General features: G+C 65.7%; 9 protein-coding genes and 2 tRNA genes. 5 read left to right on the top strand and 6 right to left on the bottom strand.

The genetic code is table 11. The features are described 5' to 3' along the window. Positions 1-19: 19 nt before the first annotated feature. Positions 20-96, bottom strand: a tRNA-Asp gene (locus tag ACQ5BL_RS01885). 15 nt (positions 97-111) lie between these two features. Then, a tRNA-Val gene (locus ACQ5BL_RS01880) sits at positions 112-187 on the bottom strand. A gap of 178 nt (positions 188-365) precedes the next feature. Here ACQ5BL_RS01880 and rdgC point away from each other — a divergent pair. From rdgC to ACQ5BL_RS01860, 4 genes are all read left to right on the top strand, one after another. After that, entirely contained in the window at positions 366-1,286 is a 921-nt protein-coding gene (rdgC, locus tag ACQ5BL_RS01875; RefSeq protein ID WP_207887904.1) for a recombination-associated protein RdgC, read from the top strand. 72 nt (positions 1,287-1,358) lie between these two features. Further along, on the top strand, positions 1,359-2,315 hold the full coding sequence (locus tag ACQ5BL_RS01870) for a bile acid:sodium symporter family protein (RefSeq protein ID WP_243805689.1): 957 nt from the start codon (positions 1,359-1,361) through the stop codon (positions 2,313-2,315). Positions 2,316-2,450: 135 nt separating this feature from the next. Further along, complete coding sequence (sugE, locus tag ACQ5BL_RS01865) at positions 2,451-2,765, top strand: quaternary ammonium compound efflux SMR transporter SugE (protein WP_152221668.1); 315 nt, start codon at positions 2,451-2,453, stop codon at positions 2,763-2,765. Positions 2,766-2,969: 204 nt separating this feature from the next. Next, a complete protein-coding gene (locus tag ACQ5BL_RS01860; RefSeq protein WP_024763416.1) occupies positions 2,970-3,179 on the top strand; it encodes a cold-shock protein in 210 nt (69 codons plus the stop codon). Between the two features lie 63 nt (positions 3,180-3,242). Here ACQ5BL_RS01860 and ACQ5BL_RS01855 read toward each other — a convergent pair whose 3' ends face one another. The 4 genes from ACQ5BL_RS01855 to ACQ5BL_RS01840 form a co-directional block, all read right to left on the bottom strand. Further along, a complete protein-coding gene (locus tag ACQ5BL_RS01855) occupies positions 3,243-5,117 on the bottom strand; it encodes an MFS transporter (RefSeq protein ID WP_243805691.1) in 1,875 nt (624 codons plus the stop codon). Between the two features lie 179 nt (positions 5,118-5,296). Next, entirely contained in the window at positions 5,297-7,462 is a 2,166-nt protein-coding gene (locus ACQ5BL_RS01850) for a TonB-dependent receptor family protein (RefSeq protein WP_430292767.1), read from the bottom strand. A 168-nt stretch (positions 7,463-7,630) separates the two neighbouring features. After that, positions 7,631-8,482: a helix-turn-helix transcriptional regulator gene (locus ACQ5BL_RS01845; protein ID WP_243805695.1), complete on the bottom strand. Its 852-nt coding sequence runs from the start codon at positions 8,480-8,482 to the stop codon at positions 7,631-7,633. Between the two features lie 224 nt (positions 8,483-8,706). After that, positions 8,707-9,276, bottom strand: coding sequence for a GNAT family N-acetyltransferase (locus tag ACQ5BL_RS01840; RefSeq protein ID WP_243805697.1), 570 nt, complete (start codon positions 9,274-9,276; stop codon positions 8,707-8,709). A 261-nt stretch (positions 9,277-9,537) separates the two neighbouring features. On the opposite strand from ACQ5BL_RS01840, the gene ACQ5BL_RS01835 reads away from it, so the two are divergent. Next, on the top strand, positions 9,538-13,014 hold the full coding sequence (locus ACQ5BL_RS01835) for a PAS domain-containing hybrid sensor histidine kinase/response regulator (protein WP_243805699.1): 3,477 nt from the start codon (positions 9,538-9,540) through the stop codon (positions 13,012-13,014). Positions 13,015-13,109: the final 95 nt, after the last annotated feature.

Here is a 13,109-nt window from a genome sequence, read left to right as displayed (position 1 = left end):
CTGAGGGCTTTTCGAAATATGGCGCAGCGGACGGGACTCGAACCCGCGACCCCCGGCGTGACAGGCCGGTATTCTAACCGACTGAACTACCGCTGCGTCGGACCTCGAGTTTGGTGGGTGATGACGGGATCGAACCGCCGACCCTCTGCTTGTAAGGCAGATGCTCTCCCAGCTGAGCTAATCACCCTTCACTCTCGAAGTGGGGCGCATTCTACGGAGGAGATGGGAGGCTGGCAAGCCCCTCGATGAAAAAAATTTTCAGATGTTCCAAAGGCTTAGATGAAGTGCGTGAAAGACAAAACGGGGTTGGCCTGGAAAGCGCCTGACGGAATAATGGGGCCTTTGTGTCCAGGAGTTTGCCCCTCATGTGGTTCCGCAACCTGCTCGTATACCGCCTCACCCAGGATCTGCAGATCGACGCCGATGCCCTGGAGAAGGCCCTGGCCAGCAAGCCGGCACGCCCCTGCGCCAGCCAGGAACTGACCACCTACGGCTTCTCCGCCCCCTTCGGCAAGGGCCCGGATGCCCCGCTGGTCCATGCCAGCGAAGGCTTCTTCCTGATCAGCGCGCGCAAGGAAGAGCGCATCCTCCCCGGCAGCGTCGTGCGTGACGCCCTGAAGGACAAGGTCGACGAAATCGAGACCGCGCAGATGCGCAAGGTCTACAAGAAGGAGCGCGACCAGCTCAAGGACGAGATCGTCCAGACCCTGCTGCCGCGCGCCTTCATCCGCCGTTCGGCGACCTTCGCCGCCATCGCCCCGAGCCTCGGCCTGATCCTGGTCGACTCCTCCAGCGCGAAGAAGGCCGAAGACCTGCTGTCCACCCTGCGCGAAGCCCTGGGCTCGCTGCCGGTGCGCCCGCTGACGGTGAAGGTCGCGCCGACCGCCACCCTGACCGAATGGGTGAAGACCCAGGAGGCCGCGGGCGACTTCTTCGTCCTCGACGAGTGCGAGCTGCGCGACACCCACGAAGACGGCGGCGTGGTGCGCTGCAAGCGCCAGGACCTCACCAGCGAGGAAATCCAGCTGCACCTGACCGCCGGCAAGCTGGTCACCCAGCTGTCCCTGGCGTGGTCGGACAAGCTGTCCTTCGTCCTCGACGACAAGGTGGTGATCAAGCGCCTGCGCTTCGAAGACATGCTGCAGGAGAAGGCGGAACAGGACGGCGGCGAAGACGCCCTCGGCCAGCTCGACGCCAGCTTCACCCTGATGATGCTGACCTTCGCCGAGTTCCTCCCGGCGCTGGTCGAAGCCCTCGGCGGCGAAGCGATGCCGGAAGGTATCTGACGCCCCGGCAGGCGCCGCCTCCGCGCGGCGCCTGTCACTCCCACAAGGCTCACATAACAGGAAGGACGGCCCATGCGTGCTCTCATCCTGCTCAGCCGCTTCATGGGCAACACCTTCGCCCTCTGGGTGCTGCTCTTCGCCATCCTGGCGTTCTTCGTCCCCAGCCTTTTCACCCCGCTCACGCCCGCCATCGTGCCGATGCTCGGCGTGGTGATGTTCGGCATGGGCCTGACGCTCAAGGTCGAGGACTTCGCCGCAGTCGCCCGGCATCCCTGGCGCGTCGCCCTCGGGGTGATCGCCCACTTCGTGATCATGCCCGGCGTGGCCTGGCTGCTCTGCCAAATGATGCACCTGCCGGCGGAAATCGCCGTGGGCGTGATCCTGGTCGGCTGCTGCCCCAGCGGCACGGCTTCCAACGTAATGACATGGCTATCGCGCGGCGACCTGGCGCTGTCGGTGGCCATCGCCGGCGTCACTACCCTCCTCGCCCCGTTGCTCACCCCGGCGCTGATCTGGCTGCTGGCCTCGGCCTGGCTGCCGGTATCCTTTGGCGCGCTGTTCTGGTCGATCCTGCAGGTGGTGGTGGTACCCATCGTGCTCGGCCTGGTCGCCCAGCGCGTGCTCGGTGCACGGGTGCGCCACGTGGTGGACGTGCTGCCGCTGGTCTCGGTGGTGTCCATCGTGATCATCGTCGCCGCCGTGGTGGCGGCCAGCCAGGCGAAGATCGCCGAGTCCGGCCTACTGATCCTGGCCGTGGTGATCCTGCACAACGGCTTCGGCTTCCTGCTCGGCTACTTCACTGCCAAGCTCTTCGGCCTGCCGCTGGCGCAGCGCAAGTCGCTGGCCCTGGAAGTCGGCATGCAGAACTCCGGCCTTGGCGCGGCCCTCGCCAGCGCGCACTTCTCGCCACTGGCGGCAGTGCCCAGCGCACTGTTCAGCGTCTGGCACAACATCTCCGGGGCGACGCTTTCCACCTGGTTCCGGCGCATGACCGACGAGTCGCCCGCGCGGGAACAGGCCACGGACTGAAGTCCCGATCCGGCGCCCGGCTTGCCCGGAGCGCCGGATTTGTGCAAAATAATGCACATAGTGAGGACGACCTCACCACCTTCCGGTGTTCCAGCGGGGACGGCCCTTCAATCCATCCACCGCCTGGAGTCCTGCATGTCCTGGATCATTCTGTTCGTCGCCGGCCTGTTCGAAGTCGCCTGGGCCGTCGGCCTGAAGTACACCGAAGGTTTCACCCGCCTGGTTCCCTCGGTCCTCACCGCCCTGGCGATGGCCGCCAGCGTAGGCTTGCTGGGCCTGGCCATGAAGAACCTGCCGCTGGGCACCGCCTACGCCATCTGGACCGGCATTGGCGCGCTGGGCACCGTTGCCGTTGGCATCTGGCTGTTCGGCGAATCCATGGCACCGGTACGCATGCTCAGCGTTGCGCTGATCCTCTGCGGGCTGGTTGGCCTGAAACTGAGCCACTGACGCTGCATCGATTTCGATGCCGGCGGGCTGTCGCTTTCCCGAAAATTTGTCGGTATGCTGCGGCCCACTGTGTTTGCTTGCGTCACTGCGGCTCGTGACCTGATGGGGCCATTCCCCGTCACCCGGCTTCGACTGCACCCTGCAACTCAGGACGAGCGCGGGCTTTTCCGCACAACAATATTCAATTGTTCAAGGTGTAATTCCATGTCGAATCGTCAGACCGGCACCGTCAAGTGGTTCAACGACGCCAAGGGCTTCGGCTTCATCACTCCGGAAAGCGGCAACGATGTCTTCGTGCACTTCCGCTCCATCCAGGGCACCGGCTTCAAATCGCTGCAGGAAGGCCAGAAGGTCTCCTTCATCGTGGTTGAAGGCCAGAAGGGCCTGCAGGCTGACGAAGTTCAGGTCATCTGAACCGCGACACGCCCATGAAAAAGCCCCGGCACTGCCGGGGCTTTTTCTTTGCGCCAACGAAAGTCAGCGGGCCGCGCCGCGCAGGGCCGCAACCTGCTCCTGCAGCGCCAGGCGCTTGGCGTCCTGCGGCGGCACCGGCTGGCCGGCCACCAGGCACACCCGCGACCAGATGCGGCGGAAGAATCCCTTGCTCGGGTCGCGGCTGAAGAAGCTGCCCCACAGCCCCTGCAACGCCATCGGGATCACCGGCACCGGGGTTTCCGCGATGATCCGCTCCACGCCGCTGCGGAACTCGTTCATCTCGCCATCCAGGGTCAGCATGCCCTCGGGGAAGATGCACACCACCTCCCCTTCGCGCAGGTACTCGGCGACCTTGGCAAAGGCCTGCTCATAGGTCGCCGGGTCTTCATTGCGCCCGGCGATCGGCACCGCGCCGGCGGTGCGGAAGATGAAGTTGAGCACCGGGATGCGGAAGATCTTGTAGTACATGACGAAGCGCACCGGGCGGCGCACGGAACCGGCGATGAGCAGCGCATCGACGAAGGACACGTGGTTGCACACCAGCACCGCCGGGCCCTCGTCGGGGATGACGTCGAGGTTGCGGTGGTCGACCCGGTACATCGAGTGGGTCAGCAGCCACACCAGGAAGCGCATGGTGAACTCGGGGACGATCTTGAAGATGTAGACGTTCACCGCGACGTTCATCAGCGACAGCACGAGGAACAGCTCGGGGATCGTCAGCTTCGCCACCGACAGCAGCAGGATCGAGACGATTGCCGCGACCACCATGAACAGCGCGTTGAGGATGTTGTTGGCGGCGATCACCCGCGCGCGCTTGTCCTCGTCGGTGCGTGCCTGGATCAGCGCGTACAGCGGCACGATGTAGAAGCCGCCGAAGATGCCGATGCCGAGGATGTCGGCCAGTACCGCCCAGGACTGCGAATGCTCCAGCACCGCCAGCCAATGGTAAGGCTGCTCGCCCTGCGGGAAGCCGCCCGAATGCCACCAGAGCAGGATGCCGAACAGGCTCAGGCCGATGGAGCCGAAGGGCACCAGGCCGATTTCCACCTTCTTGCCCGAGAGTTTCTCGCAGAGCATCGAGCCCAGCGCGATGCCCACCGAGAACACGGTGAGGATCAGCGTCACCACGCTTTCGTCGCCGTGCAGCAGCTCCTTGGCGTAGGTCGGGATCTGGGTGAGGTAGACCGCACCGAGGAACCAGAACCAGGAGTTGCCCACCAGCGAGCGCGACACCGCCGGGCGCTGGCGCAGGCCGAGCATGAGGATGCTCCAGGACTGCCGGAAGATGTTCCAGTCGATGCTCAGCTCCGGCAGTGCCGCCGCCGCGCGGGGAATGTTGCGGCTGGCGAGGTAACCGCAGGCGGCGACCAGAACCACGGCGATACCGACGCCGACGGCGTAGTCCTGCCGCGACATCAGGATGCCCGCACCGATGGTTCCGCAGAGGATGGCGAGGAAGGTGCCCATTTCCACCAGGGCGTTGCCGCCCACCAGCTCGTTCTCCTGCAGGTGCTGCGGCAGGATCGAATACTTCACTGGACCGAACAGCGCCGAGTGGGTGCCCATGGCGAACAGGGCGAGGAACAGCAGCGGCAGGCTCCCGAACACGAAGCCGGCGGCGCCGACCAGCATGATGCCCACCTCGGCCAGCTTCAGCGCGCGCATCAGCGCATCCTTGTTGAACTTCTCGCCGAACTGGCCGCCCAGGGCGGAGAACAGGAAGAACGGCAGGATGAACAACAGCGCGCAGAGGTTGACCAGCAGGTTGCGGTCGCCGCTGACGGTGAGGTGGTAGAGGATCGCCAGGATCAGCGATTGCTTGAAGATGTTGTCGTTGAACGCACCCAGCAACTGGGTGACGAAGAATGGCAGGAAACGCTTCTTGCCCAGGAGGGCGAATTGCGAATGTTCAGTCATCGTCCTTGTTTACCTGCGTGATGGCCCGTGGCCGGAATGACAGCACGGATTTGACGGCAACAGCCTGAAGCAAAGCCACATTTTCCGCACAATTCCACCCGCGCAGCTTAATCGGCGCCTGCGCACGGGCAAGAAAAAGCCCGTCACGAAGACGGGCTTTTGCTCAGGCTGCGACCTACTCAGAACCCAACGCTGCCCTGCACGAGGAAGGTGCGCGGCTCGCCCAGGTAGATACCGGCGTTATTGTCGCTGGAGCGGGTGTAGTTCATCTGGTCGAAGAGGTTCTTCACCCCGGCGGCCAGCTTCAGGTTCGACAGCTGCGGACCGAAGTCATAGCCGGCGCGCACGTTCCACAGCATGTAGCCGGGGATGTCGCCGTACTGGCCATCGGCGGTCGGCTCGGTGATGTAGTCGCCGGTGAAGTTGCCGCTGGAGTCGGTGGTCGGGCCGGGCGCGCGCTGCCTGGACTGGGCGAAACCGTCCAGGTTGTAGGTCCAGCGGTCGCGCTCGTAACGCAGGCCGACGGTGGCCACCTGGCGCGAGTACAGCGGCAGGTCGCGGCCCTGGAAGCCGGGGATATCACCCTCGTAGGTGGCGCGGGTGTAGGTGAAGGTGCCGTACGCCGTCAGGCCGGACAACATCGGGTCGAGCGCCGCCATGTCGTAGTGCATCGAGGTCTCGATGCCCTGGTGCTTGGTGGCCCCCAGGTTGGTCCAGCCCACATCGCGACTGATGTACTGCAGCTCATCGTCGAAGTCGATGTAGAACAGCGTCACCTCGCCGCCCCACGCACCATTGTCGTAGCGGGTGCCCACTTCGTAGGTCTTGGCCTTTTCCGGCTGCAGGCCGTTGGCGGTGTCGTTGCCGCTGCCGCCCTGGCCGAGCTGGAAATACTGCAGGCTGCCGAAGGAGGTTTCGTAGTTGGCGAACAGCTTCCACTCGTCCGACAGGTGATACATCACCGCCAGCGCCGGCAGCGGCTCGTTGTAGTCCTTGCTGCGCTTCTTCTCCTGGACCGGCTTGCCCTTGTTGTCGAGCACCGGACGCTCATGCCAGTCGGTGGAGATGCTTTCGAAGCGGATGCCCGGGGTCACCGTCCAGTTACCCACGTCGATCTTGTCGTCTAGGTAGATCGCGTTGGCCTCGGTGCCGCCGGTGCGGTCCTGGTAGGTATGGCCGTCGGCGCCGGGAATCGGAGTCGGGACATTGTTCACCAGGCCGACCTGGTTGGCGCGCTCGTGCATGGCTTCCTTCAAATAGCGATAGCCGACGCTGGCTTCCTGAGTGGTCGGGCCGACCATGAAGATCCTCGACACCCGCGGCTCGATGCCGAAGGTGTGGTAGTCGCGCGGGTAGGACGCGAGGGTCCTGAGGTCGCGGTTGGCGATATTGCTGCCGCGGAAGCTGTCGCTGTAGTAGGTCAGCACTTCCACCTGCGTGAGGTCGTCGACCTGCCGCTTGTACTTGAGCGAGACGTCCTTGCGACGGCCGGTGAAGTTGTCGTAGTCGCGCACCGACTGGTAGGGGTCGTCGTCGAACTGTGCCTGGGTCAGGCCGCCGGGCATGTCGGCGGTGCCGTCGTAGTAGTGGAAGTTGGCCGAGAACTCGTCGGCATCGGTCGGTGCCCAATGGGTCTTGAACATCACGTCGTCGATACTGGTGGCGTCGTTGCTGTCGCGGTAGCCCGCGCCTTTCACGCCCGAATACAGCAGCGCGGCACCGATGCCGTTGTCGGCGGTGCCGCCGAGGAAGGCGCTGTAGAGGTTCTTCCAGCCGCCATGGGAAGCGGTCTCGCTGGTGGTGCCGACGTCGCCGGAGAATTCCTTGGGAATCGCCCGGGTAACGAAGTTGATCACCCCGCCGACGTTCTGCGGGCCGTAGCGCACGGAGCCGGCGCCACGCACCACGTCGACGCTGTCGAGGTTGCCCACCGACAGCGGGAACATCGACAGCTGCGGCTGCCCGTAGGGCGCCACGGCGGCCGGCACACCGTCGATGAGCACGGTGGAGCGCGGCGACAGGCGCGAGGTCAGGCCGCGCACCCCCACGTTGAGGGAGATGTCGCTGCCGCCGGTGCCGTTGTTGTCCTGCACCTGCACGCCGGGAATGCCGCGCAGCACGTCACGCACGTTCTGCGCCCCCTCTTCGATCATCTTCTCGCGGCGCACCACGGTGCGCGCGCCGGGGTGGTTCTGCACCACCTGCTGATCGGCGTCGCCGAGCCAGTCGCCAACCACGGTGACGGCCTCCAGCTCCTTGCTGTCTTCCTCGGCCTGAGCCGGCAGCAGCGGCGTGGCCAGAGCAACGGCGATCGCCAGGCGCGACCATGAACGAACGGACGACATGCTTCACCCTCCCCCGGGCACTTCGTGAAGGAGGCGCAAAGTACGTCAAATCGTAAAATTCGTAAATGAAAATCTATATCAAATGATAGATATTTCCCGATGCATCAGATTCAGCTTTTCAAAGGGCAAAAGCCCAGGCGCCCACACTGCCGAAACCACGCCAGCGCCTCACACCGACCGGAACGATCTCGCACAGGCCTGCCGATATTCGCCGGGGCCGACGCCGTAGGCCTGCTTGAACTGGCGGCTGAGATGGCTCTGGTCGGAAAAGCCCAATTGCATCGCCACGCTCACCGGCGCACAGCCCTGCTTGAGCAGCGCACGGGCCTGTTCCAGGCGGCGCTGCTTGAGCCAGGCGTGGGGTGGCAGGCCGGTGGCCTTGCGGAACACCCGGGCGAAGTGGAATGGCGACAGGCCGACGGCAGCGGCCAGTTCTTCCAGCGACGGCGGCTCCGTCAGCCGCGAGCCGAGCAGTTCGCGAGCCCGCGCCACGGCGACGGGCTCGTTGCCGGCAGGAGGCGCATCGGGAATCCGCGCATGGCGCTGGAACAGCAACAGGAGCGCCTCGCGCCAGCAGGTCTGACGCTGCAACACGGTGGCCTCGACATCCAGCAGACGGTGGGCGGCGAACAGCGCCTGTACCAGCTCGGGGTCGTGTACCACGCTGGCATCGAAGGACGGCGTGCCGCCTCCGCCCAGCTCCAGTTCGTCCAGTATCCCGGAGACCTGCGCCAGCTCCGGGTAGAAACCGCGATAGCGCCAACCGGCTTCGTCGGCCTTGGAGCCGGTGTGGACTTCGTCCGGATTGATCAGCACCACGCTGCCGGCCGGCGCGAAATGCTCGGCGCCGCGATGGTGGAAGCGCTGCGCGCCCTGCTCGATCATCACGAAGGCGAAACCTTCATGGACGTGGGGCGAGAACACCTGTTCGATGTAGCGCGCGTGCAGCAGCTCGACGCCGCCCAGCTCCTGGGCGCGCCAGAAGCGGGTGCGTTCGCCGCTCGCGTGGTGGTCTGTCATGCGTTACTCCGTTACAGGACCTGCCATGCGCCGAGTCCTACAGGGACAAAAGCCAATGCTGGGCGACTGTGCCTGTGCTTTTCCCTCACCCCAGCCCTCTCCCAATGGGAGAGGGAGCAACCCGTGCCAGCTGACACAACGGTTTCATCCGGTGCCGATCGGTCCCCTCTCCCATGGGGAGAGGGTTAGGGTCAGGGGTTTTGAAGCTGCAAACAGATTACCACTCAGCCGTTGAAACCGGCCTCCAGCGCAGCCTTCACCTGTGGCCATTCCTGGTCGGTGATGCTGTAGAGGATGGTGTCGTCTAGACGACCGCCGGCCAGGCGCCGGTGGTTGCGCAGCACACCTTCGCGTACCGCGCCGAGCTTCTCGATGGCGCGCTGCGAGCGCAGGTTGCTGGCGGCGGTCTTGAGTTGCACGCGGACCATCTTCCAGCTGTCGAAGGCATGGCGCAGCATCAGGTACTTCATGGTGGCGTTCAGGCCGCTGCCGTGCTGCGCCTGGTCCAGCCAGGTGGCGCCGATCTCGCAGGCCGGCAATGCCGGGAGGAAGTCCATGAAGCGGGTGGTGCCGACGATCTCGTTGCCCAGGCGTACCACCAGCGGCAGCGCACGGCCTTCGCGCTGGTCGGCCAGCCCCTGGCGGTACCAGTCCGGACGCCCCGGTGCGCTCATGAACTGCAGCACCTCGCGGTTCGCTTCCGCCAGGGCCACCAGCTCGGGCACGTCGGCCTCCACCATGGGCTCCAGGCGCAAGGCCCCGCGCTGCAAGGTGATCGGTAGCGGTCTGAACATGGCGTGCTCCTGGGTACGTCGACGCGAATCTCGCTCATTTCAGAGCGTAGCGGCTGCCCGAAGTGCCGTCCCCGCGAAGGGCTGCGACAGACGGGCGACGCGCAAAGGCCGGCAAGCTATCAGCCCGGCCGGCGTCGCTCAAGTGAGAAACGCAACACAGCGCCACTGAGACATTGGTAGCAGTCGTCTGACACATTCGGACTTTGGTGCGAAACTGCTGCAAGCGCTCCTGCGGGGGAGCCAGTCATTTCCGGAGTCAGCATGTCGTTGTCCAGTGGGTTGATCGCAACGGTCGCCCTGCTCTACATGGCGGTCCTGTTCGCCATTGCGTTCTATGGCGACCGCCGTCGCGCCCCTCTTTCGCCGCGTGTCCGCGCCTGGGTCTACAGCCTGTCCCTGGCGGTCTACTGCACCAGCTGGACCTTCTTCGGCGCCGTCGGCCAGGCCGCCGACCAGCTCTGGTCGTTCCTGCCGATCTACGTAGGCCCGGTGCTGCTCATGCTCTTCGCGCCCTGGGTGCTGCAGAAGATGATCATGATCAGCAAGCAGGAGAACATCACCTCCATCGCCGACTTCATCGCCGCGCGCTACGGCAAGTCCCAGGCGCTGGCCGTGGTGGTGGCGCTGATCTGCATCGTCTGCGTGCTGCCCTACATCGCCCTGCAGCTCAAGGGTATCGTCCTCGGCGTCAACCTGCTGATCGGCGCCGGCCCCGACTCCGCCGGCATCCGCGCCCAGGACACCGCGCTGATCGTGTCTCTGATCCTCGCGCTGTTCACCATTGTCTTCGGCACCCGCAGCCTCGACGTCACCGAACACCACCGCGGCATGGTGCTGGCCATCGCCTTCGAAGCGCTGGTCAAGCTCGCCGCCTTCCTCGCTGTCGGCATCTTCGTCACCTATGGCCTCTACGATGGCTTCGGCGATCTGGTGGACAAGGCCCGCGTCGCCCCGCAGCTCACCGAGTACTGGAAGGAGACCGTGCACTGGCCGGCGATGCTGCTGCAGACCGGCGTGGCGATGACCGCCATCATGTGCCTGCCGCGCCAGTTCCACGTGCTGGTGGTGGAGAACATCGAGCCGCGCGACCTCAACCTGGCGCGCTGGGTGTTCCCGATCTATCTGGTGCTGGCCGCGCTGTTCGTGGTGCCCATCGCCCTGGCCGGGCAGTTGCAGTTGCCGGCCGGCGTGATGCCCGACTCCTTCGTGATCAGCCTGCCGCTGGCCGAGGCCCATCCGGCGCTGGCCCTGCTGGCCTTCATCGGCGGCGCCTCGGCGGCCACCGGCATGGTCATCGTCGCCAGCGTGGCGCTCTCCACCATGGTCTCCAACGACATGCTGCTGCCCTGGCTGCTGCGCCGCAAAGGCGAAGCCGAGCAGCCCTTCGAGGTGTTCCGCCACTGGCTGCTGACCGTGCGCCGGGTGAGCATCGCGCTGATCCTCCTGCTGGCCTACGTCAGCTACCGCCTGCTGGGCTCCACCGCGAGCCTCGCCACCATCGGCCAGATCGCCTTCGCCGCCATCGCCCAACTCGGCCCGGCGATGATCGGCGCGCTGTACTGGAAGCAGGCCAACCGTCGCGGCGTGTTCGCCGGCCTCGCTGCCGGTTCGCTGCTCTGGGCTTACACCCTGGTGCTGCCGGTGGTCGCCAAGGGCCTCGGCTGGCCGCTGGCGACCTTCCCGGGCCTCGCCTGGCTGGACGGCCGCCCGTTCGGCCTGACGATCGAGCCACTGACCCTCGGCGTGCTGCTCTCGCTGATCGGCAACTTCGCACTGTTCGGGCTGGTCTCGGTGTTCTCCCGCACCCGCGTTTCCGAGCACTGGCAGGCCAGCCGCTTCATCGGCCAGGAAATCTCCCAGAAGCTCAGCTCGCGCTCGATGCTCGCCGTGCAGCTGGAAGACCTGCTGATGCTCGCCGCCCGCTTCGTCGGCGAGGAGCGCGCGCGGCAGAGCTTCATCCGCTTCGCCTACCGCCAGGGCAAGGGCTTCACCCCCAGCCAGAATGCCAACGACGAGTGGATCGCCCACACCGAGCGCCTGCTCGCCGGCGTTCTCGGCGCCTCCTCCGCGCGCGCCGTGGTGAAGGCCGCCATCGAAGGCCGCGAGATGCAGGTGGAGGACGTGGTGAAGATCGCCGACGAAGCCTCCGAGGTGCTGCAGTTCAACCGCGCGCTGCTGCAGGGCGCCATCGAGAACATCACCCAGGGCATCAGCGTGGTCGACCAGTCGTTGCGCCTGGTGGCCTGGAACCACCGCTACATCGAGCTGTTCGAGTACCCGGACGGGCTGATCTATGTCGGCCGCCCCATCGCCGACATCATCCGCTACAACGCCGAGCGCGGCCTGTGCGGGCCGGGCGACCCGGACCTGCACGTGGCCAAGCGCCTGTACTGGATGCGCCAGGGGCGGCCGCACACCTCCGAACGGCTGTTCCCCAACGGCCGGGTGATCGAGCTGATCGGCAACCCGATGCCGGGCGGCGGCTTCGTCATGAGCTTCACCGACATCACCAACTACCGGCATGCCGAGCAGGGCCTGAAGGACGCCAACGAAGGCCTGGAACAACGCGTGCAGGAGCGCACCTTCGAGCTGTCGCAGCTGAACCAGGCGCTCACCGAGGCCAAGGGCAACGCCGAGGCGGCGAACCAGTCCAAATCACGCTTCCTCGCCGCGGTCAGCCATGACCTGATGCAGCCGCTGAACGCCGCGCGGCTGTTCTCCGCCGCCCTCGCCCACCAAGAAAAACTGCCCGAGGAAGCCACCGAACTGGTGCGCCACCTGGATTCGTCGCTGCGTTCGGCGGAAGACCTGATCACCGACCTGCTGGACATCTCGCGTCTCGAGGGAGGCCGCGTCAGCGCCGACGTCGCGGCCTTCCCGCTGAGCAACCTTTATGACACCCTCGGCGTGGAATTCCGCGTGCTGGCCCAGGAGCACGGCATCGACTTCCACGTGCGCGGCAGCAAGCTGCGCATCGAGAGCGACATCAAGCTGCTGCGCCGCGTGCTGCAGAACTTCCTCACCAACGCCTTCCGCTATGCCAAGGGCCACGTGTTGCTGGGCGTGCGCCGCGAGGCGGGACACCTACGTCTGGAAGTCTGGGACCACGGCCCGGGCATCCCGCCGGACAAGCTTCATGTCATCTTCGAGGAATTCAAGCGCCTGGACAGCCACCAGACCCGCGCCGAAAAAGGCCTGGGCCTGGGCCTCGCCATCGCCGACCGGCTGTGCAAGGTGCTCGGCCACCGCCTGGAGGTGCGCTCCTGGCCGGGCAAGGGCAGCGTGTTCAGCGTCAGCGTGCCGCTGGCCCGCCAGCCGGCCCCGGCGCAGATCAACGGGCACAGGCTGGAAGCCCCGGAACAGCTCAACGGCGCGCAGGTGCTGTGCGTGGACAACGAGGACAGCATCCTCACCGGCATGAACAGCCTGCTCAGCCGCTGGGGCTGCCGCGTGCTCACCGCGCGCAGCCGCGAGGAGTGCCAGGTGCTGCTCGAAGGCGACGCGCGCCCGCAACTGGCGCTGATCGACTACCACCTGGACGATGGCGAACTGGGCACCGACCTCATGGCCTGGCTGCGCACCCGCCTGGGCGAGCCGGTGCCGGGCGTGGTGATCAGTGCGGATGCACGGCCGGAGCTGGTGGCGCAGATTCACGCGGCGGGGCTGGACTTCCTGCCCAAGCCGGTGAAGCCGGCGGCATTGAGGGCGCTGTTGAGCCGGCATCTGAGCCTCAGATAGGCATCTGTTCGCGAGCAAGGACTAGGCGTCCCCCTCGCTCCTACAAGAGCCACCCCGGCGCCAGTATTAACTGTAGGAGCGAGCTTGCTCGCGAA

The organism is Pseudomonas sp. B1-22, from assembly GCF_050474425.1.
Classification (GTDB): Bacteria; Pseudomonadota; Gammaproteobacteria; order Pseudomonadales; family Pseudomonadaceae; genus Pseudomonas.
The sequence above is the reverse complement of the archived record's forward strand: the minus strand, read 5'-3'. Positions and strand labels throughout refer to the sequence as shown.